The 23,495-nt window shown below is 68.6% G+C and carries 25 protein-coding genes; 8 read left to right on the forward strand and 17 right to left on the reverse strand.

Translation table 11 applies throughout. The features are described from left to right. Nucleotides 1-5: 5 nt before the first annotated feature. From MFM001_RS19520 to ssd, 3 genes are read right to left on the reverse strand one after another with little or no spacing between them, the layout of a single operon-like run. Entirely contained in the window at nt 6-800 is a 795-nt protein-coding gene (locus tag MFM001_RS19520) for a type II secretion system F family protein (protein WP_116376907.1), read from the reverse strand. Further along, complete coding sequence (locus MFM001_RS19525; RefSeq protein WP_116376908.1) at nt 797-1,960, reverse strand: TadA family conjugal transfer-associated ATPase; 1,164 nt, start codon at nt 1,958-1,960, stop codon at nt 797-799. The genes MFM001_RS19520 and MFM001_RS19525 overlap by 4 nt, the downstream gene beginning before the upstream one ends. Beyond that, nucleotides 1,957-3,033, reverse strand: a complete 1,077-nt coding sequence (gene ssd / locus MFM001_RS19530; protein ID WP_116376909.1) for a septum site-determining protein Ssd — start codon at nt 3,031-3,033, stop codon at nt 1,957-1,959. The genes MFM001_RS19525 and ssd overlap by 4 nt, the downstream gene beginning before the upstream one ends. Nucleotides 3,034-3,439: 406 nt before the next feature. Between ssd and MFM001_RS19535 the strand changes: the two genes are divergently transcribed. After that, a complete protein-coding gene (locus tag MFM001_RS19535; RefSeq protein ID WP_116376910.1) occupies nt 3,440-4,297 on the forward strand; it encodes an HAD-IB family hydrolase in 858 nt (285 codons plus the stop codon). A 436-nt stretch (nt 4,298-4,733) separates the two neighbouring features. Here MFM001_RS19535 and MFM001_RS19545 read toward each other — a convergent pair whose 3' ends face one another. The 5 genes from MFM001_RS19545 to MFM001_RS19565 form a co-directional block, all read right to left on the reverse strand. Next, nucleotides 4,734-5,477, reverse strand: coding sequence for an oxidoreductase (locus MFM001_RS19545; protein WP_116376947.1), 744 nt, complete (start codon nt 5,475-5,477; stop codon nt 4,734-4,736). After that, the gene (locus tag MFM001_RS19550; protein WP_116376911.1) at nt 5,467-7,035 is read right to left on the reverse strand and encodes an ABC transporter ATP-binding protein; all 1,569 of its coding nucleotides are present in this window, start codon (nt 7,033-7,035) and stop codon (nt 5,467-5,469) included. Before MFM001_RS19550 ends, MFM001_RS19545 begins: the two co-directional genes overlap by 11 nt. Nucleotides 7,036-7,105: 70 nt before the next feature. After that, entirely contained in the window at nt 7,106-7,927 is an 822-nt protein-coding gene (locus MFM001_RS19555; protein WP_116376912.1) for an ABC transporter permease, read from the reverse strand. Continuing rightward, nucleotides 7,920-8,846 carry an ABC transporter permease gene (locus tag MFM001_RS19560; protein WP_116376913.1) on the reverse strand — a complete coding sequence of 309 codons (927 nt, stop codon included), beginning with the start codon at nt 8,844-8,846 and terminating at the stop codon, nt 7,920-7,922. The genes MFM001_RS19555 and MFM001_RS19560 overlap by 8 nt, the downstream gene beginning before the upstream one ends. 1 nt (nt 8,847) lies before the next feature. Further along, nucleotides 8,848-10,446, reverse strand: coding sequence for an ABC transporter substrate-binding protein (locus tag MFM001_RS19565; RefSeq protein ID WP_116376914.1), 1,599 nt, complete (start codon nt 10,444-10,446; stop codon nt 8,848-8,850). Nucleotides 10,447-10,474: 28 nt separating this feature from the next. Between MFM001_RS19565 and acs the strand changes: the two genes are divergently transcribed. Further along, nucleotides 10,475-12,406 carry an acetate--CoA ligase gene (gene acs, locus MFM001_RS19570; RefSeq protein ID WP_371685572.1) on the forward strand — a complete coding sequence of 644 codons (1,932 nt, stop codon included), beginning with the start codon at nt 10,475-10,477 and terminating at the stop codon, nt 12,404-12,406. Between the two features lie 54 nt (nt 12,407-12,460). Here the strand turns inward: acs and MFM001_RS19575 are convergent, their stop codons facing one another. Further along, nucleotides 12,461-13,177, reverse strand: coding sequence for a S1 family peptidase (locus tag MFM001_RS19575; RefSeq protein ID WP_192887000.1), 717 nt, complete (start codon nt 13,175-13,177; stop codon nt 12,461-12,463). A 134-nt stretch (nt 13,178-13,311) separates the two neighbouring features. Here MFM001_RS19575 and MFM001_RS19580 point away from each other — a divergent pair, with 134 nt between their 5' ends. Both MFM001_RS19580 and MFM001_RS19585 read left to right on the forward strand, forming a co-directional pair. Next, a complete protein-coding gene (locus MFM001_RS19580) occupies nt 13,312-13,833 on the forward strand; it encodes a phage holin family protein (RefSeq protein WP_116376916.1) in 522 nt (173 codons plus the stop codon). Then, complete coding sequence (locus MFM001_RS19585) at nt 13,834-14,799, forward strand: alpha/beta fold hydrolase (protein ID WP_116376917.1); 966 nt, start codon at nt 13,834-13,836, stop codon at nt 14,797-14,799. Here the strand turns inward: MFM001_RS19585 and marP are convergent. The 4 genes from marP to nth are packed head-to-tail and all read right to left on the reverse strand — an operon-like array spanning nt 14,792 to nt 18,086. After that, nucleotides 14,792-15,982: an acid resistance serine protease MarP gene (gene marP / locus MFM001_RS19590; protein WP_116376918.1), complete on the reverse strand. Its 1,191-nt coding sequence runs from the start codon at nt 15,980-15,982 to the stop codon at nt 14,792-14,794. The genes MFM001_RS19585 and marP overlap by 8 nt on opposite strands. After that, nucleotides 15,979-16,743 carry a CoA pyrophosphatase gene (locus MFM001_RS19595; RefSeq protein WP_116376919.1) on the reverse strand — a complete coding sequence of 255 codons (765 nt, stop codon included), beginning with the start codon at nt 16,741-16,743 and terminating at the stop codon, nt 15,979-15,981. The genes marP and MFM001_RS19595 overlap by 4 nt, the downstream gene beginning before the upstream one ends. A 16-nt stretch (nt 16,744-16,759) precedes the next feature. Next, the gene (locus tag MFM001_RS19600; protein ID WP_116376920.1) at nt 16,760-17,395 is read right to left on the reverse strand and encodes a TlpA disulfide reductase family protein; all 636 of its coding nucleotides are present in this window, start codon (nt 17,393-17,395) and stop codon (nt 16,760-16,762) included. A 10-nt stretch (nt 17,396-17,405) separates the two neighbouring features. Beyond that, nucleotides 17,406-18,086 (reverse strand): endonuclease III, encoded by a 681-nt coding sequence (gene nth, locus MFM001_RS19605; RefSeq protein WP_116376921.1) that lies wholly within the window; start codon nt 18,084-18,086, stop codon nt 17,406-17,408. A 174-nt stretch (nt 18,087-18,260) separates the two neighbouring features. On the opposite strand from nth, the gene MFM001_RS19610 reads away from it, so the two are divergent. Together MFM001_RS19610 and crp are read left to right on the forward strand one after the other, a co-directional pair. Continuing rightward, on the forward strand, nt 18,261-18,548 hold the full coding sequence (locus MFM001_RS19610; protein ID WP_116376949.1) for a hypothetical protein: 288 nt from the start codon (nt 18,261-18,263) through the stop codon (nt 18,546-18,548). Nucleotides 18,549-18,649: 101 nt separating this feature from the next. Beyond that, on the forward strand, nt 18,650-19,324 hold the full coding sequence (gene crp / locus MFM001_RS19615; protein ID WP_023368605.1) for a cAMP-activated global transcriptional regulator CRP: 675 nt from the start codon (nt 18,650-18,652) through the stop codon (nt 19,322-19,324). Nucleotides 19,325-19,336: 12 nt separating this feature from the next. Here the strand turns inward: crp and MFM001_RS19620 are convergent, their stop codons facing one another. Genes MFM001_RS19620 through MFM001_RS19630 form a run of 3 tightly spaced genes read right to left on the reverse strand, consistent with a single transcriptional unit; the run spans nt 19,337 to nt 20,729 of the window. Then, on the reverse strand, nt 19,337-20,107 hold the full coding sequence (locus MFM001_RS19620; protein WP_116376950.1) for an MBL fold metallo-hydrolase: 771 nt from the start codon (nt 20,105-20,107) through the stop codon (nt 19,337-19,339). Beyond that, nucleotides 20,104-20,571, reverse strand: a complete 468-nt coding sequence (locus tag MFM001_RS19625; protein ID WP_116376922.1) for a RidA family protein — start codon at nt 20,569-20,571, stop codon at nt 20,104-20,106. The genes MFM001_RS19620 and MFM001_RS19625 overlap by 4 nt, the downstream gene beginning before the upstream one ends. Further along, nucleotides 20,568-20,729 carry a DUF4177 domain-containing protein gene (locus MFM001_RS19630; protein ID WP_099539648.1) on the reverse strand — a complete coding sequence of 54 codons (162 nt, stop codon included), beginning with the start codon at nt 20,727-20,729 and terminating at the stop codon, nt 20,568-20,570. The genes MFM001_RS19625 and MFM001_RS19630 overlap by 4 nt, the downstream gene beginning before the upstream one ends. A gap of 47 nt (nt 20,730-20,776) precedes the next feature. Here MFM001_RS19630 and MFM001_RS19635 point away from each other — a divergent pair, with 47 nt between their 5' ends. Together MFM001_RS19635 and MFM001_RS19640 are read left to right on the forward strand one after the other, a co-directional pair. Further along, entirely contained in the window at nt 20,777-21,787 is a 1,011-nt protein-coding gene (locus tag MFM001_RS19635) for an ArsA-related P-loop ATPase (protein WP_116376923.1), read from the forward strand. After that, entirely contained in the window at nt 21,784-22,917 is a 1,134-nt protein-coding gene (locus MFM001_RS19640) for an ArsA family ATPase (protein WP_116376924.1), read from the forward strand. Before MFM001_RS19635 ends, MFM001_RS19640 begins: the two co-directional genes overlap by 4 nt. A 9-nt stretch (nt 22,918-22,926) precedes the next feature. Here the strand turns inward: MFM001_RS19640 and MFM001_RS19645 are convergent, their stop codons facing one another. After that, nucleotides 22,927-23,280 (reverse strand): WhiB family transcriptional regulator, encoded by a 354-nt coding sequence (locus MFM001_RS19645; RefSeq protein WP_116376925.1) that lies wholly within the window; start codon nt 23,278-23,280, stop codon nt 22,927-22,929. Between the last annotated feature and the right edge of the window lie 215 nt (nt 23,281-23,495).

Raw genomic sequence — 23,495 nt, forward strand, 5'->3', positions numbered from 1 at the left:
GCCGCTCACGACGTGACCCGATCGGTGATGCGGTCCGACCACAACAGGCCCGCGCACGCCAGCGTCACCCCGACGACCAGCAGCCAGCCGCCCGCATGTCCGCCCAGCAGAAAGGCCACCGGCCGCGCCCCGATCGCCTGGCCCAGCAGCACCGACAGCAGCGGCAGGCTCGCCAGGATGGCGGCGGTGGCGCGGGCACCGGCCATCGACGCTGCCACGCTCGCCGAAAAGCGTTGCCGCTCGGCGATGTCGCGTTGCGCCGCCCGCATCAACGTCGACATCGCCAGACCGTGCTCACCCGCCAACTGCCAGCACACCGCCAGCCGCTCCCACTGCACGGGCAGCACCGAGGACTCGGCGGCGCCGCGCAGACCGGCGGCCACGTCGGCGCCCAGCCGCGCACGCGCCGACACTGCTCGACAACGCTCCCCGACTGGCCCGGTGGTTTCGGCTGCCGCAAGGTCGAACGCGTGCACCGGGTGAGCGCCGACCCGCAGTTCACCGACCAGCACGTCGATCGCGGTTTCCAGCGCCCGGCTCTCCTCGATGCCGCGACGGCGGCGACGGCGGCGCCGGTAACGCAGCCCCGCCGTCGCGGCCAGCACCCCGACAGCGAGAACGGTTGTCGGGGGCAACATCACGACGGCAACAGCCGCGGCACACACCGCCAGGCACATGGCGAAGGCCGGCGATACCCGCGGGCCGGCGGCCACGGTGACCGCAAGCCGTCGCCGCGGCGATGACGGCAACGCCACCAGCGCCGCCGCCAAAGCCAACGCGGCCACCGAAACGCCCGTCACGTCGCTTCCCGGTCCCGCAGCAGCCGGCGCAGCTCGACGATGTCGTCGGTCGGCCCGCGATCGACGTGCCACACCGTGACCGGCCGGACCTGCCCGCGACTGGAACGCAGCACCGCGATTTCGCTGACCCGTCGGCGTCCGGCACGGTCCCGGGCGACGTGCACCAGCACCTGGACCGCAGCGGCGAGCTGACTGTGAAGTGCGGCCCGGTCCAGACCGCCCAACGCGCCCAACGCCTCCAGCCGGGCCGGGACTTCGCCCGGGTTGTTGGCATGCACGGTGCCGGCGCCGCCGTCGTGACCGGTGTTCAGTGCCGCCAGCAGATCGACCACCTCGGCGCCGCGGACCTCGCCGACGACGATGCGGTCCGGCCGCATCCGCAGCGCCTGCCGGACCAGTTGGCGGACCGTCACCTCGCCGACGCCTTCGACGTTGGCGCAGCGGGCAACCAGCTTGACCAGATGCGGATGCGGCGGCGCCAGCTCGGCGGCGTCCTCCACGCAGACGATCCGCTCGTCCGGCGAGACCGCGCCCAGCATGGCGGCCAGCAGGGTGGTTTTCCCGGCGCCGGTTCCGCCGCTGACCAGGAACGCCAGCCGGGCGGCGATGATCTCGCCGAGCAGGCCGGCGGCTTGTGGCGCGATGGCGCCGGCGGCGGTCAGCGCGGCCAGGTCTTGAGTGGCCGGCCGCAGCACCCGCAGCGACAGGCAGGTGCCTCCGGTCGCGATCGGCGGCAGCACGGCATGCAGTCGTACCGCGAACTCGCCGGTGCCCACGCCGGTCAGCTGCCCGTCCACCCACGGCTGCGCGTCGTCAAGTCGGCGACCGGCCGCCAATGCCAGCCGCTGCGCCAGCCGACGCACCGCTGCCTCGTCGTCGAACCGGATGTCGCTGCGCCGCAAGCCGTTGCCGTCGTCGACCCAGACGCCGTCGGGCGCAGTGACCAGCACGTCGGTGGTGCCCTCGGCGCAGAGCAGCGGCTCGAGAATCCCGGCGCCGGTCAGCTCGGTCTGCAAGGTCCGCAGGCTGCTGAGTATCTCGGTGTCGCCGAGCACTCCGCCGGACTCAGCCCTGATCGCGTCGGCCACCACGGTCGGCCGCAGCGGCGCGGATTCCGCGGCCAGCCGCTCACGCACCCGGTCGATCAGCGAACCGGTCATGCGGCCGCCGTCACGGGACGGGGCGGCAACACCGCAAGCACCCGGCGGGCGGCAGCCGCCAGCGCGGATCGGCGCCCCAATCGCAGGCCGCCGTGCTCGAGTCGCTCCGCCAGCCGCGGCTCGAGGCGCATCATCGCCAGCAGTGGCACCCCGGCGATGTCGGCAATCTCGGCGGCGCGCAGCCCGCCGGGAGATGGCCCGCGCACGACCAGTCCGATGTTGGGGTTGAGGCCGGCGAGCATCGGGGCGACGGTCGCGGTGGCCGCACATGCCCGCACGTCGCAGGAGGTGACGACGACGACGAGATCGGCCGTGTCCATGGCGCACTGGCCGGCGTCGGTCAGCCGGCGCGGGACGTCGCACACCACGGTGGCCCCGCCGCGGCGGCCGGCGTCGATGATGGCATCGGTTGCGCCGGCGTCCATCTCGTATGCGCGCCGGGTGCCCGAGAGCATGCTGACGCCGCGGAATCGGGGCAACGCGTCGCGCACCGCCGACCAGGAGAGCCGTCCGCCCTGCAGCGTCAGATCGGGCCAGCGCACGCCCGGCGTGGTTTCACCGCCGAGCAGCAGATCGAGGCCACCACCCCACGGGTCGAGGTCGACCAGCAGCGGCTCGCGGGCCGTCTGCGCCAGCGCGGCCGCGAACAGCGACGCGCCCGCTCCGCCGCGGCCGCCGATGACCGCCACCACCCGACCGTGGGCATTCCCGTCACGCGCCGATTCGGTGGCCTCGGCGAGTTCGCGGACCAGTTCGCCGTCCTGGGCGGGCAGCGTCAGGACATGATGGGCACCGACTCGTGCGGCGGCCGCCCACGTTGCCGACGAGGGCTCGGTGTCGCTCAGCACGACGACGTGTGAGCGCCGCGGCAGCGAGCTTTCGGCACACCGCAGCGCCGCGGCCTCGTCCAACAAAACCGCCGCGGCGGCCGACCAACTTTTCCGGCTCACCGAGCCGGCGCCGGCATGCACCACACGCACACCGACGGCCGCCGCGATGCGATCGACCTCGGGGCGCAGTGCGGGTTCGGCAAGTACCGCCAAAACACCGGCGCCGTCGGGTGTGGTCCTCACCCGTTCACCGTGCCGGGCGGTGGCTGCGGGCGGCCAGCGTCAAACCGATATCTGTGGACAGACCCGGATCTGTGCACAACGGACCGCCGATGAAATCTGGAACGTGTTACCGGCGGCGAACTTGCCCGACAAAAGGGACGACCCCCGCCAGGGGGGGAGGAGGCGAGGGTCGTCGTGTATCAGCCCCGGGGGGTCGGGCTGATACACCCTCGGCTTAACGCCGAGTACTGCTTACTATACACACGACAGCGCTACCTAGCGCAAGTGCTGCTTGCAATAGAAAGCACGACGTCCAACTATGTGGACCCGACGGCGTAATGCTATCTGTAACAGGCGAACCCCGGCTGACCGGCTCTTTTGCCCATTGGTCTCGCGACGCGGCACTGGGCGGCCCTATGCTTGGCCGGTGTCCGTCTCCGACTCGGCCGCCCACCAGCAAACATCACCGCAAGCACCCGACGCCGCCGGTCCAGCCGCCCGCACAGCCGCGTTCTTCGACCTCGACAAGACCATCATTGCCAAGTCCAGCACGCTTGCTTTCAGCAAACCGTTTTTCAACCAGGGTCTGATCAACCGGCGCGCGGTGCTCAAATCCAGCTACGCCCAGTTCCTCTATCTCCTGTCCGGCGCCGACCACGATCAGATGGACCGGATGCGCATTCACCTGACCAACATGTGCACCGGCTGGGACGTGGAACAGGTCCGCTCGATCGTCAACGAGACGCTGCACGACATCGTCACCCCGCTGGTGTTCGCCGAAGCCGCGGACCTGATCGCCGGCCATAAGTTGTGTGGCCGCGACGTCGTGGTGGTATCGGCCTCCGGTGAAGAACTTGTCGCGCCTATCGCCCGCGCACTCGGCGCCACCCACGCGATGGCCACCCGCATGGTCGTCGAGGACGGGAAGTACACCGGGGAGATCGGGTTCTACTGCTACGGCGAAGGCAAGGTGCAGGCCATCCGCGAGCTCGCCGCGCGCGAAGGTTATGCGCTCGAGCACTGCTACGCCTACTCCGACTCGATCACCGACCTGCCGATGCTGGAGGCGGTCGGTCACCCGAGCGTGGTGAACCCGGACCGCGCCCTGCGCAAGGAGGCCATCGCCCGCGGCTGGCCGGCGCTCAGCTTCTCGCGGCCCGTGTCGCTGCGCGACCGCATCCCGGCGCCGTCGGGAGCGGCGGTGGCGACGACGGCCGCGGTGGGAGTCAGCGCGCTGGCCGCCGGGGCGGTCACCTACTCGCTGCTGCGCCGCTTCGCGTTCTGACCAGCCAGCAAACACTCCGCCATTCACGTTGCACAGTCGTTTCATGGTTTTCACACATTTGACCCTTGATGTGATGGGGGTCACGTAGTACAAAGGAGACACGGAAGCCCGGTGAGGCCAAGGTCGATCCGGAAGAGAAGGTTCGATCTCCCGACCCGGGCCCCCAGCACGGTTCACGGCACCCACGCGGAGCCACAGCCGCGATAGAGGCAGAAGTGTTGCGGGCCTGCGTAATTGCGAAAAGCGGACGGCCAGGACGGCCCTTTGGGTGGGGCTATGGCCGAGCGCATCGCAAGATCGCCGAGGCCACCCACGCAGCCCACACGTTGCACGCTTGGTAACCGAGTTCCGTGCTAGCGGGCGGCGAGCCGACAATGTCGGATCGCCGCCCGCTTCGCATGTGCCGGGCCAGTCGCGACAGCGCTCGCTGGCAACGTTATTGGCCGAGTGATTCGGCGATCGTCAGCGCCTCGCGACCACCGTCGGCCATGGCCTTGCAGCACAGCTTCAGCCACGCCGCGATCCCGTCGGCAGTGCCCGACGCGAACCCGCGTGCGGCGTCGCGATAGTCGGCGGCGCGGCGCATCCACGTCACCTCCGGCACACCGAGCCCGTGCGGGTCCAGGCCGCTGGCGATGGTCACCAGCCGCGACACCGCACGCGCCACCACGCCGTCGGCGCTGCCGAACGGGGCCAGCGTCAGCAGCTCGCCGTGTGCGACCGCGGCAACCACCGGCGCCGGCGCCCGAGTGCCGCCGCTGACCAAGTCCGCGAGCAACTCGAGGCGCGGCCCGACATCGGCGTCGGTGCGTGGCCGACCCAGCCGGTCCTCGTCGACCTGGTCGGCGGCGGCGAGCATGTGCAGTTTGGCCAGCGCCTGCAGCGGCGCCCGCTGCCACACCCCGACCAGGTTGGTCTCGCCGCCTTCCAGCGCCTGCGCCACCCGTAGCGCACCCGCGAAGACCGGGTCGCTGGTGGCCGACTCGTCCAGTTGCAGCGGCCCGCCGTCGAGCACCGACGACGCCCGCGCCGCCCGCAGCGCGGCCTCGGCGGCCGTCACCGGCCAGCCGCGCAGGTTGGCCCGATGCCGATGCGCCCGCCCCAGCGCGTCGCGGGCCTGCTCGGCGGCGACGGCCACACCGGGTAGCTCCGTCAGCGGGGCGAGCGGGTCAGTGGTCACGATGTGCACCATAGGCGGGTATGGCTTCCAGCAGCTGGCGGGTGTACTCGTTGCGCGGCTTCGTGAACAGCTCCTCGGTGGGCGCCTGCTCGACGACCCGGCCGGCGCGCATCACCAGGACCTCGTCGGCGATCTGCCGGATCACCGCCAGGTCGTGGCTGATGAACAGGTAGCTCAGGCCGAGTTCGGCTTGCAACTCGGTGAGCAAGTCGAGAATCTGCGCCTGCACGACGACGTCGAGCGCGGACACCGCCTCGTCGCACACCACGACCTCGGGCCGCAGCGCCAGGGCCCGCGCGATCGCGACCCGCTGGCGCTGACCGCCCGACAGCTCGCGCGGTCGCCGGCCCAACAGCGACGCCGGCAGCGCGACCTGGTCGGCCAGCTCGCGCACTGCTTGGCGGCGCCGCCGCCGGTCACCGATCCGGTGGATGCGCAGCGGTTCCTCGATGGTGCGAAACACCGAGTACATCGGATCCAAACTGCCGTAGGGGTTCTGGAACACCGGCTGCACGCGCCGCCGATCCAGCGTGGCAATGTCCTGGCCGTCGAAAACGACACTGCCCGACGTCGGCTGCAGCAGGCCGAGCACCATGCGGGCCAGCGTCGACTTGCCCGAACCGGATTCGCCGGCGATGGCCAGCGTGGTGCCGCGACGCAGCCGGAACGACACGTCGTCGACGGCGCGCACCTCGGTGTGCCGCCACGGCACGCCCCGGGTTTGCCGATAGACCTTGGTCAGCCCGGTGGCAACGACGACATCGTCGCCCGAGCCGGGCGTATGCGCCGCGGGCACACGCAGCGACGGCGCGGCTGCCACCAGACGTTGGGTGTACGGATGCTGCGGCTTAGCCAGAATCGATTGTGCCGCACCGGTTTCCACCACTTCCCCGCGTTGCATGACGACCAGACGCTCGGCCCGCTCGGTGGCCAGCGCCAAATCGTGGGTGATCAGCAACAGGGCGGTGCCCAGTTCGGCGGTGAGTCGTTGCAGGTGGTCGAGCACCTGACGCTGCACGGTGACGTCCAGCGCGGAAGTCGGCTCGTCGGCGATCAGCAGCCGGGGCCGGCCGGCCAGCCCGATGGCGATCAGCGCGCGCTGGCACATGCCCCCGGACAGCTGATGAGGGTATCGCCGGGCCTGCGTCACCGGATCGCTCATCCCCGCGTGGGAGAGCAGTTCCACCGCATCCGTATCGCGGATATTGTTGGCGCGCAATGCCTCTGTGACCTGGAAGCCGACCTTCCACACCGGGTTCAGGTTGGTCATCGGGTCCTGCGGCACGTAGCCGATGCCAGAGCCCCGGATCGAGCGCAACGTGCGCCGGTCGGCCGACGTGATGTCGACGCCGTCGAACACGATGCGGCCCGCGGTGATTCGCCCGCCGGGCGGCAGCAGGCCGAGAACCGCTGCCGCCGTGGTCGATTTGCCCGAGCCGGATTCACCCACGACGGCGACGGTCTGCCCGGCCTCGACGGTGAGGTCCACTCCCCGGACGGCCACCTCGTCGCCGAAGCGAACCTCGAGCCCGTCGATGCTCAACAACGGCTCTGTCATGGCGCCGCTCTCCCCCGCGAGCGGGGGCGCCCCCACCTCATCGCTGCAACGTATCTCGTCGCCGGCGCGGTCATGTCCGTGCCGTCGGGTCGAGGGCGTCGCGCAGGACGTCGCCCATCATCATGAACGCGAGCACGGTGATCGCCAGTGCGCCCGCGGGATAGAACAGGATCGGCGAGCCCGCCCGCAGCCGGATCTGGTCCACGTTGATATCGCCGCCCCAGGACACCACCGACGGCGGCAGCCCGACCCCGAGGTAGGACAGCGTCGCCTCGGTGACGATGAACAGCCCCAGCGCGATCGTGGCCACCGCGATCACCGGCCCGATCGCATTGGGCACGGCGTGGCGTACCAAGATGCCAAACCTGCTCAGCCCCAACGCCTTCGCGGCCAGCACATAGTCGCTGCCGCGCACCTCGAGCACCGCGCTGCGCGCGATCCGGGCGATCTGCGGCCAGCCGAACAACGCCAGGATCGCGATCACCGTCCACACCGTGCGGTGATGCATCACCTGCATCAGCACAATGGCGGCCAGCAGCAACGGGATTCCGAAAAAGACGTCGGCGACACGGGACACCGCCGCGTCGATCCAGCCTCCGTAGAAGCCGGCCAGTGCACCCAGCACGCCGCCGACCACGAACACCGTCAACGTCGCGCCCAGCCCGACGGTGATCGACGCCCTGGCGCCGTAGATGGTGCGGGCGTAGATGTCGTGGCCCTGCAGGTCGGTGCCGAACCAGTGCGCCGCCGACGGCGCCAGCATGCTCTGGTCGGGATCGGCATAGCCCGGATCGGCGCCGGTGAACAACGACGGCAACACGGCCATCACGACCACCAATACGATCAGAGCCGCCGCGACAAGGAATTTCGGCCTGCGCCAGAGCTCAGCCATAACGAATCCTGGGATCTAGCGCCGCGTACAGCAGATCCACCAGCAGGTTGGTCACCAGGTAGACGACCACCAGCACCGTGACGATCGACACCACCGTCGGCGCCTCCTGGCGGGTGACCGCCTGGTACAGCACGCCGCCGACACCGTGAATGTTGAAGATGCCTTCGGTGACGATCGCGCCGCCCATCAGCGCGCCGAGGTCCGCGCCCAGGAAGGTCACCACCGGAATCAGCGAGTTACGCAGAATGTGCACCGTGACCACCCGCGGCCGCGACAACCCCTTCGCGGTGGCGGTGCGCACATAGTCGGCGTGAGCGTTGGCGGCGACCGCCGAGCGGGTCAACCGCACCACGTAGGCGAATGACACCGAGCCCAAAACGATTCCGGGCAACAACAACCGCGCGAACGTCGGCTGATCGCCCACCGTGACCGCGGCGATGCCCAGCCGAACCCCGAACACGAACTGCGCCAGGAACCCCAGCACGAAAATCGGGACCGCGATGATAGCCAGACTGGCGATCAGCACAGCGGCGTCGAAAATGCCGCCCTGGCGCAGTCCGGCGATCACGCCGAACCCGATGCCCAGCACCGCCTCGACCGCCAGCGCGATCAGCGCCAGCCGGACTGTCACCGGAAATGCTTGGGCCAGAACGGTTGTCACCGGTAGTCCGGAGTAGGCGCGGCCCAGGTCGCCGCGCAGGATGCCGCCCAGATAGTGCAGGTACTGCAGCCAGAACGGGTCGTCGAGGTGGTATTGCGCGCGCAGCTGCGCGGCCACCGCGGGGCTCAGCGGCCGGTCCCCGCCCAGCGCGGCGATCGGGTCTCCGGGCAACAGGAAGACCATGCCGTAGATCAGCAGTGTGGCGCCGAGGAAGACCGGGATCATGACCGCGATGCGCCGCGCGAGATACCAGCCCATGTCAGGCCTTGACGATGTGTTCATAGTCGGGCAGGCCGTTCCAGGTGAGCACGACGTTGCTGACCGCCGCGGACCGGCCGGCTACGGTGACGACGTACCACAGCGGTATGACGGGCATGTCCTGCAACAGGATTCGCTGCGCCTCGTTGGTCAGCGTGTAGGACTGCGGCAGGTTGGGGGCCGCAGCGGCGCGGGCCAGCGCCGCGTCGAAGCGCGGGTTGGAGTAGCCGACGTCGTTGGCGCCGGCACCGGTGACGAACAGTGGTTCCAAAAAGCTGAGCAGCGACGGGTAGTCGCCCTGCCAGCCAGCTCGAAACGCCGTGGCGATGGTGCGGTTGGTGATCTGGGTGCGAAATCCCGCGAAGGTGGGTTGCGGCGCGCCGACGGCGTCGATGCCCAGTACGTTCTTGATGCTGTTGGCCACCGCGTCCACCCATTCCTGGTGGCCGCCGTCGGCGTTGTAGCCGATCGCGTACTGCCCGCTCCACGTCGAGATGGCATCGGCTTGCGCCCACAGCTGCCGTGCCCGGTCGGGATCGAAGTTCAGCGCGTCGTTGCCGTCGATGTCGGGGTTGTAGCCCGGCAGCGAGCTGGCGGTGAAATCGCGGGCGGGCGTGCATGTTCCGGAGAAGATCTGCCGGCAGATCTGCGGGCGGTTGATGGCCGCGGCTAAGGCGAGCCGACGCAGCCGGCCCTCCTCTCCGGCGAAATGCGGCAGTCGCAACGGGGTGTCAAGCGTGCGGTTTGTCGCCGCGGGCGCGGCGACGGCGCGGTCGCCGAGGTCTTTGCGGTACACCGGCAGCACACTGGGCGGAATGCTGTCCAGCACATCGAGATTGCCCCCCAGCAGATCGGCGTAGGCGGTGTCGAGGTTCGCGTAGAGGACGAAGCGCAGCCCCTTGTTCCGCGGCACCCGATTACCGTGGTAGCCGGGGTTGGGCTCCAGCTCGATTTTGACGTTGTGCAACCAAGCGTCCCGGTCGGCGAGTCGGTAGGGGCCGTTGCCGATCGGGTGCTGCCCGAAAGCCGCCATGTCCTTGAACGCCACCGCCGGAAGCGGGTAGAACGCCGAAAACCCAAGGCGCAGTTCGAAGTCGATGGTTTCAGCCTTGAGTTGGACAGTGAAGTGGTAGTCATCGAGCACCCGCAACCCCGACATGGTGTGGGCGGTCGGCTCGGCGGCCGCGACCTCGTCGAACCCGGCGATCGGGCCGAACAGGCTCTGCTGCAGTTGGGCATTGGTGGCCAGCGCACCGTAGTTCCAGGCGTCGACGAACGAGTGCGCCGTCACCGGCGATCCGTCGGAGAACGTCCATCCCGGTTTGAGGGTGATCGTGTAGTGGACGTTGTCGGTGGTCTCGATCGACTGCGCGACCTCCAGCGACGGTGTGCCCTTGGCATCGTAGGACATCAGCCCCGCGAACAGCCGGTCGATGACGCGCCCGCCGTTGGTGTCGTTGGTGTTGGTCGGGATCAGCGGATTCTGTGGCTCGCCGGCGTTGACGACCACCGCGTGCGGGTTGACGGCCGGCCCGGCGCAGCCGGTCAGCGACAGCACCGCGGCGGCAACCACCGCTGCCGCCGCCACCGCACGCACCATGGCAGCGACACTAGTTAGGCTCAAACCTGTGACCGAAGCGCCGTCGTCGTACCCGCCGTCATCGGAGTTCGCAGCGCAGGCGAACGTCAGCGACGAGGCATACCGCGAGGCCGAACAGGACCGGTTGGCGTTCTGGGCCAAGCAGGCCGAGCGGCTGTCCTGGGCGACGCCGTTCGAGCAGGTGCTGGACTGGTCGGATGCGCCGTTCGCCAAATGGTTTGCCGGCGGCAAGCTCAACGTCGCCTACAACTGCGTGGACCGCCACGTCGAGGCCGGCCACGGCGACCGCACCGCGATCTACTGGGAGGGCGAACCGGTCGATGAGAGCCGCGCCCTGACCTACGCCGACCTGCAGGCCGAGGTCTGCAAGGCCGCCAACGCGTTGAGCGACCTGGGGCTGGTGGCCGGTGACCGCGTCGCCATCTACCTGCCGATGATCCCGGAAGCCGTCATCGCGATGCTGGCCTGCGCGCGGCTGGGCGTCATGCACAGCGTCGTCTTCGCCGGATTCACCGCCAACGCGCTGCAGGCCCGAATCGCCGACGCCGAGGCCAAATTACTGATCACCGCCGACGGGCAGTTCCGCCGCGGCAAGCCCATGCCGTTGAAGGAGGCGGCCGACGAGGCGGTGGGCCAGGACAGCCCCGTCGAGCATGTTCTCGTGGTGCGGCGCACCGGAATCGACGTGCCATGGACCGAGGGCCGCGACCTGTGGTGGCACGACGTCGTCGACTCCGCGCCGGCCGAGCACACGGCGGAAGCCTTCGACGCCGAACATCCGCTGTTCCTGCTCTACACGTCGGGCACCACCGGCAAGCCCAAGGGCATCATGCACACCAGCGGCGGGTTCCTCACCCAGTCGTCGTCCACCCACTACAGCATCTTCGACGTCAAGCCGGAGACCGACGTGTTCTGGTGCACCGCCGACATCGGCTGGGTCACCGGGCACACCTACAGCGTCTACGGACCGCTGTCCAACGGCGTCACCCAGATTCTCTACGAGGGCACGCCCGCCTCCCCCAACGAGCACCGGCATTTCGAGGTCATCGAAAAATACGGTGTCACAACCTATTACGCGGCGCCAACATTGATCCGCACGTTCATGAAGTGGGGCCGGGAGATTCCCGACGCGCACAACCTGTCCAGCCTGCGGCTACTGGGATCGGTCGGCGAGCCGATCAACCCGCAGGCCTGGCGGTGGTACCGCGACGTCCTCGGCGCGGGCAAGACTCCGGTGGTGGACACCTGGTGGCAAACCGAGACCGGCGCCGCGATGATCTCGCCGCTGCCCGGGGTGGCCGCCGCCAAACCCGGTTCGGCGATGACGCCGCTGCCAGGCATCTCCGCCAAGATCGTCGACGACGACGGCAATCAGCTCGGGCCCGGTGGCGAAGACGCCGGATACCTGGTCATCGACCAACCCTGGCCGGCCATGCTGCGCGGCATCTGGGGTGACCCGGAACGCTACCGCGAGACGTACTGGTCCAAATTCGCCAAGCAGGGCTGGTATTTCGCCGGCGACAGCGCCCGCTACGACGCCGACGGCGACATCTGGGTGGTCGGTCGCATCGACGACGTGATGAACGTGTCCGGGCACCGGATCTCCACCGCCGAGGTGGAGTCCGCGCTGGTCGGGCATTCCGGGGTGGCCGAGGCCGCGGTCGTCGGCGCCACCGACGAAACCACCGGTCAGGCGATCTGCGCGTTCGTCGTGCTGCAGGCCGATCAGCCGGAATCCCTGGGCGAGGAGATCCTGGACGAGCTGCGCGGGCACGTCGCCAAGGAGATCTCGCCGATCGCCCGGCCGCGTGAGCTGCACGTGGTGCCCGAGCTGCCGAAGACCCGCAGCGGCAAGATCATGCGCCGGCTGCTGCGCGACATCGCCGAGAACCGCGAACTGGGCGACACGTCCACGCTGCTGGACCCGGGCGTGTTCGACGCGATAAAGGCGGCTAAATAGCAGCGGGATTCGCGGCGACCCGCGGCGCCCGGCTTCGCCGCGCTTGCGATCGCCTTAAGTAGCCGGATTCGCCGACACCGGGACGAACCCGGCGCCCGGGCGGCCCTTGGCGGCGAGGTCGGCCAGCACCGCGTTGATCGACACCACGGTCGCGGGCGTGTGCAGCGGGATGTATTTGATGACGCAGGTCGGCAGGTTCTCGCTGAACGCGCCGTGGATCATCCCGACCAGCAGATTGTCGACGACGACCGGCGCCCCCGAGTCGCCCTGCTGGCCGCACACCTGCATCACGAGGGTGCCGGGGTCCTGGCCTGGCCCGAAGACGACGCCGCAGGAGTTTCCGGTGGTGCGGCCCTGCTTGCAGGCGATCTGACCGGCACCCGGATCAGGACCGATCCCGTCGATCGCGAAGCCGTCGAAGTTGGGCACCGGTGTCACCTTGGCCGGATCGAACCGGATCACCGCGTAGTCGAGGCTGTCGTTGCCGGCCACCATCGTGCCGACGGCGCCGCGGTTCTGCGCCGCCTCGGCGGCTACCTGAGCGCCCGGCCCGCCGCAGTGCGCCGACGTGAAGCCGACCAGCGCGCCGGCGTTGTCGTTGCCGATGCTGGTCAGTGTGCATATCGTGTCGCCGTCGATGACGATGCCCGCGCCGCCGCCCATCGGAACCCTGTCGTCGGCCGCGGCGGTGCGCGGAGCAGCGACGGCAAACAGCGAGGCCATCACTAATGCCGCAGCAACACGGAACAGCCGGCAGTGCGTGGTCTGCAAAGAGTTACTCCCGTCAACGACTCCGGCCATGAGACCCGGCTGGGTCAGTCTAGCGGAGCACGATCGGCCAGGGCCTCGTCTGGCCAGAGGCCGCATGGCAACATGAACCGCGACGACAATCGGGAGGACCGTCTGTGAGCAAGCCAGATCGCAAGAAGGCCGGTGGCAATGGGGTGCCCAGCACGCTGACCACGATCCCGTTGACCGACCCCCATGCGTTGCCCGTCGAGCCGTCGATCGGCGACCTGGTCAAAGATGCCACCGCGCAGATGTCGACTCTCGTGCGCGCGGAAGTGGAACTGGCCCGCGCCGAGATCACCCGCGACGTCAAGAAGGGACTGACCGGCAGCATCTTCTTCATCTCGGCGCTGGTCGTGCTGTTCTACTCGACCTTCTTTTTCTTCTTCTTCCTCGCCGAGCTGCTCGACACCTGGCTGTGGCGCTGGGTCGCGTTCCTGATCGTGTTCGGGATCATGGTGGTGTTCACCGCGGTGCTGGCATTGTTCGGCTTCTTGAAGGTCCGCCGCATCCGCGGCCCACGCCAAACCATCGAATCGGTCAAGGAGACCCGCACCGCATTCACGCCGGGCCACGACAAGGCCGGCCAGCAGGCGCTCGGCACGGGCGGAACACCGGCCGACCCTTCGGGCTGGTAAATGGCGCCACCAGACCCGTCGGTGACCCGTATCGACGGGCCATGGCGCCATCTGGACATACACGCCAACGGGATTCGGTTCCACGTCGTCGAGGCGGCGCCGACGGGCCCTGATGCGGGCACCCCGTCGACGGCGCGGCCGCTGGTGATCATGCTGCACGGCTTCGGCTCGTTCTGGTGGTCGTGGCGTCACCAGCTGCGCGGCCTGACCGGGGTGCGCGCCGTCGCTGTCGACCTGCGCGGCTACGGCGGCAGCGACAAACCGCCCCGCGGCTACGACGGCTGGACCCTCGCCGGCGACACGGCCGGGCTGATCCGCGCGCTCGGGCATTCGTCGGCAACCCTGGTCGGCCACGCCGACGGCGGACTGGTCTGCTGGGCCACTTCGGTGCTGCACTCCCGGCTGGTCCGCGCGATCGCGGTGATCAGCTCACCGCATCCGGCAGCGTTGCGCGCTTCGGCGTTGACCCACCGCGACCAGGCGCGCGCGCTGTTGCCGTGGCTGCTGCGCTACCAGGTGCCGATCTGGCCGGAGCGCTCGCTGACCCGGCACAATGCCGAGGAAATCGAGCGGCTGGTGCGCAGCCGGGCCAGCGCGAAATGGGTTGCGTCCGAGGATTTCTCCGAAACCATCGGCCATTTGCGCCAAGCCATCCAGATTCCGTCGGCGGCGCATTCCGCGCTGGAGTACCAGCGCTGGGCGGTGCGCAGCCAGCTGCGCGACGAGGGTCGGCGGTTCATGAAATCCATGGCGAGACACATCGGTCTGCCGCTGCTGCACATCCGCGGTGACGCCGATCCCTACGTGCTGGCCGACCCGGTCGAACGCACTCGGCGCTATGCGCCGCACGGTCATTACGTAACACTCTCCGGCGCAGGGCATTTCAGCCACGAAGAGGCGCCGCAGGACGTCAACAGCCACCTGACGCGGTTCTTCGGGCAGGTGTACGGCCCCGAGCTCAGCTGACGCAGGCGCCGGTGGCCACCGGCGCGGTGTCGCCGATCTTGGCCAGCTGGCTGGCCACCTCTTTGGCGGTCAGCACAAAACCCGTGTCGTTGTTGTCAACCGCCGCGCCGAACACCACCCCGAGCACCTTGCCGTTCAGGTCGATCAGTGGGCCACCCGAATTACCTTGCTCCACAGTGGCTCTGATCGTATACACCTCACGGTTGACGGTCGCGTCGCGGTAGATGTCGGGGCCGGACAGCTCGATGATTTCCCGCACCCGCGCCGGCGTTGCGACAAAACCACCGCCGCCGGGATAGCCCAGCACCAACGCGTCGGTGCCGCCCTTGACTGGGCTGTCGGCGAATGCCAGCGGCGGCGGCGGCAGGTTGGGGACGGCCAGAATGGCGATGTCGACGGACGGGTCGTAGGACACCACCGTGGCGTCGTAGGGATTGCCGCTGGCCTCGACCGTCACGTTGTTGGCGCCGGCCACCACGTGGGCATTGGTCATCACCCGGTCGGGAGACAACACAAACCCACTGCCTTCCAACACTTTCTGGCAGCTGGGCGCTATCGCGCGAATCTTGACAACGCTCGGCTGGGTGGCAGCCACGACCGGGTCGTTGGCCAGCCCGGCATCCGGTGTGGCCACCGCGGCGACGGGCGTGCGGCTGAACGGTTCCAGCACCTGCGGCAGACCGGAGGTGTCCAGCAGCGACGACAGCCGTTTGGGCACTGTTTTCAGCCAGGGCGGGGCAACCTGGTTGACCTCGGCCAGCACCCGTGAACCACGCACCGCCGCAGCAAGATTGGGCTGGCCGGACGACGACGTCAGCGGGGTGGCCAGCAGCCACGCGGCAATCAGCACCACCACCATCTGCACAGCCACCCCGATGAGCGAGTCGAAGAATCGGATGATGCGGCTGCGGATCGCGCCGCGCACCGCGCGGCCCAGCACGACGCCGGCAACCTCACCGATGACGACCAATCCCAAGATCAAAAACAGCGCCGCGAACAGCTTGGCGCGCGGAGCTTCGATGTGGGTGACGATGTGCGGTGCCAGCAGCACTCCGGCGACGGCGCCGAGCAGGACCCCGACGAACGACAGCAGCGAGCCCAATGCGCCTGAGCGCCAACCGGATATGGCCGCGATGAAGGCGACCGCGAGCACCGCGATGTCCAACCACTGTGACGAGGTCATCGTGCACCACCCTCATCGCCGACCAGAGCCATGGCTTCGTCGAGTTCACGGACGTCGGTGGTGTCCCATGGCTGCGCCCAACCCGCGACGTCGAGCATCGCGGAAATAACCTGGCCAGTAAAACCCCACACCAGCATCTCATTCAACAGGAACGCCGGGCCGGCCCAACGCCGGCCGTGGGCACTGCGATATACCATCAGCCGGTTCGCGGGATTGATGAAGGCCCGCACCGGAACCCGCGCGACGATCGCCGTTTCCGCCTCGTCGACGACGGCCACCGGTCCGGGATCGGACGAGTACGCGAGCACCGGGACGACGTGAAAACCCGACGGGGCGATGAACGTTCGCTCCATGGTCGCCAGTGGGTGCAGCCGTCCGACGTCGACGCCGGTCTCTTCGCGGGCTTCCCGTAAAGCGGTGGCCACCGGGCCGTCGTCCCCGGGATCGGATGCGCCGCCGGGGAACGCCGCCTGCCCGGCGTGATGGCGCAACGTGGAGGCGCGCACGGTGACCAGCAGGTCGGCGTCGTCGGGAACCCCGCCGTCGGCCGGGCCGGACTCCGGACCGGAGAACAGCACCAGCACTGCGGCGTCGCGGCCGTTGCGGCGCACCGACGCCGCGACCTTGGCGGCGGTCACCATCGCCAGCACGTCGGGCGGCAGTCGGCGGCGGAAGGCTTCCGGCACTTGGCCGACGTTGTCGACGAGCGGGCGCAGCCAGGACGGTCCGAGCTCCGGCGTCAGCGGAACCGCAGCGCTCAACCGGCCCTCCCTGGTCTCACCTCTGGCCTGAAACCGCGGCCGCGATCTCGTCGGCGGTGGCGAACGCCCGCGGCAGGGTCTGCGCAACGCTACCGTCCGGCGCCAACACCACTGTCGCGGGCATCACATTGGGTACCCGCAATGCGGCCGCGATCCGCCGCCGACCATCCTGCAGGGTCGGCAACCGAACACCGAGTTGCGCCAGCTGCAGCAACCCGGCCGTCTCGTTCTCGTCCTGGTGCACGGTCACCACGGTCACGGCCGATCCGACGCGACGCTGATACTCGGCCATCGCCGGCAATTCGGCCTTGCACGGTTTGCACCAATACGCCCAGAGGTTGAGCACCACTCGGCGTCCGGCCAGCGCGCGGGCCACCTCGACCGTCGAGCCGTCGGCCGCACATTCCACCGTGATGCCGCGCAGCGCGGGCGGCCCGTCGCTCGGACCGGCGGTTGGGCACGGCGGCAAGTCGGCGCGCTGGCGCGGCCCGGCCAGCGCCTCGGGGGTGTCGGCGTCGCGGTGTTCGCGGGGCCCGCTCGTCGACGGCGGCGTCGACAAGTGATAGGTGTCGCGCAACTCGACCAGCAGAGCCCCGAGCAACGCCGCGACCACCACCAGGATCGCGACGGTCCAACCGGCACGGGCGTTCATGGCCGACGGTCTACAAGCCGGCCAGCGCCAGCAGGTGGTCTTTTTCAGGGCCTTGAACCAGCGGCGCGGCGATCAACGGGTCGGTGGGCCCGGTGCCGAACGACGGGCAGTCCTTGGCCAGCACGCAGACGCCGCATGCCGGTTTGCGGGCGTGACAGACCCGGCGCCCGTGGAAGATCACCCGGTGAGACAGGTCGGTCCACTCCTCGCGTTCGATGAGCTCCCCGACGGCGTGCTCGATCTTCACCGGGTCGTCTTCAGTGGTCCACTGCCACCGGCGAACCAGCCGCTTGAAATGAGTGTCGACGGTGATTCCCGGGACACCGAACGCGTTTCCCAGAATGACGTTGGCGGTCTTGCGTCCCACACCGGGCAGCGTCACCAGCTCTTCCATGGTCGCCGGCACCTCGCCGTCGAACCGCTCGACCAGTGCCTGCCCCAGACCGATCAACGACCCCGCCTTGTTGCGGTAGAAACCGGTGGGGCGGATGAGGTTTTCCAGTTCTTCGCGGTTCGCCTGCGCATAGTCCAGTGCGGTGCGATAGCGGGCGAACAAGGCGGGGGTGGTGAGGTTGACCCGCTTGTCGGTGCTCTGCGCCGAGAGGATGGTGGCCACCGTCAGCTCGAGCGGATTGGTGAAGTCCAGCTCGCAGTAGACATGCGGAAACGCTTGTGCCAGTTTGCGATTCATTCGGCGAGCTCGTCGCACCAAGCCCAGACGGGTCTCTTCAGCCTTGGCCGTTGTCACGTCCGACAGCGTACTTTGAGGAATATCCACTGAATTTCGTAATCCCGTTGAGACCTTCGCCGTGTTTACTTCGTCCTTGTGTCGTGGCTGCTGGTGGCATTTATTCCGGGGTTGCTGATGTTGGCGACGTTCGGGCTCAGCCGTCTTGAAGCCGGCCTGGTCGACGACACGCTCACCGCGCGCGACGTCGCGGAGTTTTTCGAACAGGCCGAGGCCGTCGACATGAGCACGCTGGCCCGCGAAGGCATGCCCGAAGCGCTGGATTGCCTGCATCGCCGTCGCGCCGAGTACGTGATCTCCGAGCCTGCGCCGCCGGTCAGCCCACCGGCGTTGGCCAGGCCGCGGCACCGGCATTCCCGGACGAATCGGCAGTTTGGGCCGCCTCGGCACGCCAATCGTGTGTAGCGTTGGCACGTTGGGTTAGCGGCCTACCTTTAGACTCAGCTCACAAAGTAAAGGTGGGCCGTGCGCGCATCACATCTTCTTCCAAGCAGCTAAGGGGCAACGTGGACGAGATCCTGGCGAGGGCCGGAATCTTCCAGGGGGTGGAACCCAGCGCCGTCGCCGCGCTGACCAAACAATTGCAGCCCGTCGACTTCCCGCGCGGGCATACCGTTTTCGCCGAGGGGGAGCCGGGCGACCGGCTGTACATCATCATTTCCGGCAAGGTGAAGATCGGCCGGCGTTCGCCGGACGGCAGGGAAAACCTGCTGACGATCATGGGCCCGTCCGACATGTTCGGTGAACTGTCGATCTTCGACCCGGGGCCCCGGACGTCGAGCGCCACGACCATCACCGAGGTGCGGGCGGTCTCGATGGACCGCGACGCGCTGCGGGCCTGGATCGCCGACCGTCCCGAGATCGCCGAGCAGCTGCTGCGGGTGCTGGCCCGCCGGCTGCGACGCACCAACAACAACCTGGCGGACCTCATCTTCACCGACGTCCCGGGTCGGGTGGCCAAACAGCTGCTGCAGCTGGCCCAGCGGTTCGGCACCCAGGAGGGCGGCGCCATGCGGGTCACCCACGACCTGACCCAGGAGGAGATCGCTCAGCTGGTCGGCGCGTCACGAGAAACCGTGAACAAGGCACTGGCCGACTTCGCCCACCGCGGCTGGATTCGCCTGGAGGGCAAGAGCGTGCTGATCTCCGACTCGGAGCGGCTGGCCCGCCGCGCGCGTTAGCGGTCTCCGCGCTTACCGACGCAAGTAGTTCAGCTGCGCCTGCACCGACCACTCAGCGACGTCCCATAGCTTCTTGTCCACGTCGGTATAGACGTGTTCGACGACTTGGCGCACGCTGGCGTCGTCGCCGAGATCGCGTAGCGCCGAGCGCACCTGGTCGAGCCGCTGTTCCCTATGCTCGAGATAGCCGGTGGCGACCGCCGCGAGGTCGGCCAGATCCGGCCCGTGGCCGGGCAGCACCCGTCGCGGCCCCAGACCGCGCAGCCGCTGCAGCGACTCCAGATAGTCGGCCAGGCTGCCGTCTTCCTTGTCGATCACCGTCGTGCCGCGACCCAGCACTGTGTCCGCGGTGAGCACGGCGTCGTCGAGAACGAACGACACCGAGTCGGCGGTGTGCCCGGGCGTGGCCAACACGCGGATCGTCAGCCCCGCCGCCTCGATCACTTCGCCGTCGACCAGATGACCGCCGAGGCCGCGCAACCATCCGCTGCCCACCGCCCGCACCGGCGCACCGGTCGCGTCGACCAGTTTGTCGATGGCGTCGGTGTGGTCGCCGTGCCGATGACTGATCAGCACCAGCGCGATCCGGCCGACGGCCGCAACCCGGGCAATGTGCTCGTCGTCGTCGGGGCCGGGGTCGACGATCACCACCTCGTCGCTGCCCGGTCCGCGCAGCACCCAGGTGTTGGTGCCCTCCAGCGTCATCAGGCCCGGGTTGTCGGCCAACAGCACCGACGCGGTGTCGGTGACCGGTCGCAGCTGTCCGTACGCCGGATGCTTCAGGACCCCACCTCGACGACCAACTCGACTTCCACCGGCGCACCGAGCGGCAACTCGGCAACGCCGACCGCCGATCGCGCATGCGCGCCGCGGTCCCCGAACACGTCGGCGAGCAACTCCGAGGCACCGTTGACGACGCCGGGCTGACCGGTGAACCCGGGCGCGGAGGCGACGAACCCGACCACCTTGACCACCTGGGTCACCGCGTCGATGCCCACCAGCGAATCCACTGCCGCCAGCGCGTTGAGCGCGCACAGCCGGGCCAATTCCTTGCCCTGCTCGGGGCTGACCTCGATGCCGACCTTGCCGGCGCCGGCCAGCTTGCCGGCCTGCATCGGCAGCTGACCCGCCGTGTACACCAGGTTGCCGGTGCGCACCGCGGGAACATAGGAGGCCAGCGGCTTCACCACCGCCGGGAGCTCGATTCCGAGCTCAGCGAGCCGGGCCTTGGCAGACCCCCCGCTCACTTCGGGCGTTTCAAATACGCGACGTGTTGCTCACCCGTCGGCCCGGGCAGCACCGAAACCAGCTCCCAGCCGTCGGCGCCCCACTGGTCGAGGATCTGTTTGGTGGCGTGCGTCAACAGCGGGACGGTGGCGTACTCCCATGCGGTCGGTTGGGTCATAGCCCGAGCTTATCGGTCGGGTGACAACACGCGTTGGTTAGCATGCTTTGGTGGCGACCACACCGAGCATCGGCTGGCCAGCGCGACTGGAGAAGGCCCGCTTGCATTTCGTGACCGGCAAGGGGGGCACCGGCAAGTCGACGGTCGCCGCCGCGCTCGCACTGACCCTGGCGTCCGGCGGGCGCAAGGTGTTGCTAGTGGAAGTCGAAGGGCGCCAAGGGATTGCGCAACTTTTCGACGTGCCGCCGCTGCCCTATAAAGAGGTCAAGATAGCCACCGCCGAACACGGCGGCCTGGTGAACGCGCTGGCGATCGACATCGAGGCCGCGTTCCTGGAATACCTCGACATGTTCTACAACCTCGGCATCGCGGGTCGGGCGATGCGGCGCATCGGCGCGATCGAGTTCGCGACGACGATCGCCCCTGGCCTGCGCGACGTGCTGCTCACCGGAAAGATCAAGGAGTCGGTGATCCGCGTCGGCAAGAACCGGCAGCCCGTTTACGACGCGGTGGTGGTGGACGCGCCGCCGACGGGTCGCATTGCGCGCTTCCTGGATGTCACCCGGGCGGTGGCCGATCTGGCCAAGGGCGGACCGGTGTATTCGCAAAGCGAAGGCGTGGTCCAGCTGCTGCATTCCGACCAGACCGCCGTCCACCTGGTGACGCTGCTGGAAGCGCTGCCGATGCAGGAAACCATGGAGGCGATCGACGAGCTGCAGGAGCTTAATCTGCCGATCGGCAGCGTGATCGTCAACCGAAACATCCCGGCCTACCTGCAGCCCGACGATTTGACCAAGGCCGCGGAGGGCGATATCGACGCCGACGCAGTGCGAGCCGGGCTGGCCAAGGCCGGAATCACCCTGAACGACGCCGATTTCGCCGGCCTGCTGACCGAGACCATCCAGCACGCCACCCGGATCACCGCCCGCGCCGAGACCGCCGAGCAGCTCGACGAGTTGCAAGTGCCGCGGCTGGAGCTTCCCACGATCGCCGACGGCGTCGACCTCGGCAGTCTCTACGAGCTCTCCGAAGTGCTTGCGCAGCAAGGAGTTCGATGAGTACTACGCCGCCGAAGCTGGACCTGGCCACCATTCTGGCCGACAAAACCAACCGGGTGGTGGTGTGCTGCGGCGCCGGCGGCGTCGGCAAGACCACGACCGCTGCCGCAATGGCGTTGCGCGCAGCCGAGAACGGCCGTACGGTCGTGGTGTTGACCATCGACCCCGCCAAACGGCTGGCACAAGCGTTGGGAATCAACGACCTTGGTAACTCGCCGCAGCGTGTGCCGCTGGCTCCGGAAGTGCCCGGGCAGCTCTACGCGATGATGCTCGACATGCGCCGCACGTTCGACGAAATGGTGATCCAGTACTCGGGACCCGAACGCGCACAAGCAATTTTGGACAACCAGTTCTATCAGACGGTCGCCACCTCGCTGGCCGGCACGCAGGAATACATGGCGATGGAGAAGCTGGGCCAACTGCTGAGCCAGGACCGCTGGGACCTGGTGGTAGTGGACACTCCGCCGTCGCGCAACGCGCTGGACTTCCTGGACGCGCCGAAACGGTTGGGCAGCTTCATGGACAGCCGGCTGTGGCGGCTGCTGCTGGGTCCCGGCCGGGGCATCGGCCGACTGGTCACCGGCGCGGTCGGCCTGGCGATGAAGGCGCTCTCGACAGTGCTGGGTTCCCAGATGCTTTCCGACGCAGCAGGTTTCGTGCAGTCACTGGATGCCACCTTCGGTGGGTTCCGGGAGAAGGCAGACCGCACCTATGCCCTGCTGAAGCGGCGTGGCACGCAGTTCGTGGTGGTGTCGGCGGCCGAGCCGGATGCACTGCGGGAGGCGTCGTTCTTTGTCGACCGGCTCTCCGAGGAACGCATGCCGCTGGCGGGGCTGATCCTGAACCGCACCCACCCGATGTTGTGCTCGTTGCCGGTGGAGCGGGCCATCGACGGCGCCGAGACGCTGGAGAACGAATCCGACTCCGGCGCGCTGGCCAGGGCGGTCCTGCAGATTCACGCTGACCGGGCGGCGACGTCCAAGCGGGAGATCCGGCTGCTGTCCCGGTTCACGGGCGCCAACCCGCACGTCGCGATTGTCGGGGTGCCGTCGCTGCCGTTCGACGTCTGCGACCTCGAGGCGCTGCGGGCGATCGCCGACCAGATGACGGCTACTAACGGCGCGGCTTAAAAGCCCGGCTTAGCCAGCGCTGCGGTGCTTGCGCTGCGCAGCGAAGAACTCCGCCCAGGACTCCACCTCGGGATGCTGCTTGAGCAGTGCGCGGCGCTGGCGTTCGGTCATGCCACCCCACACGCCGAACTCGACCCGGTTGTCCAGCGCGTCGGCGCCGCATTCCAGCATCACCGGGCAGTGGCGGCAGATGACCGCGGCCTTGCGCTGCGCGGCGCCGCGGACGAAGAGCTCGTCGGGGTCGGCGGCCCGGCACAGTGCCTTGGACACCCACGCGATCCGTGACTCGGAATCAGCACGATGAACGGTGTTGGCTGACGGTGCAGTGTTCGCCTTCCGTGCCACGATCCGTGTACCTGACACCAGCGTCCCCTCTTCGCTCTCACCGTCAGTACGACGGCCCCCGACTCGCGTTGCAGATCGGCGATGCGATCTAGGCCACACTATGCACGTCGGTGTTACCTGTATCTCACTGTGCGTCTAAGTTAGGTGGTCAGGTGCCAATTGCGCAACGGTTTGATACACCCTTTTTTGGGACAACTGTGCCGTCCGATCATGAAGGGGACCGCCGGAAAGGT

This window comes from Mycobacterium sp. MFM001 (genome assembly GCF_003402475.1).
Classification (GTDB): domain Bacteria; phylum Actinomycetota; class Actinomycetes; order Mycobacteriales; family Mycobacteriaceae; genus Mycobacterium.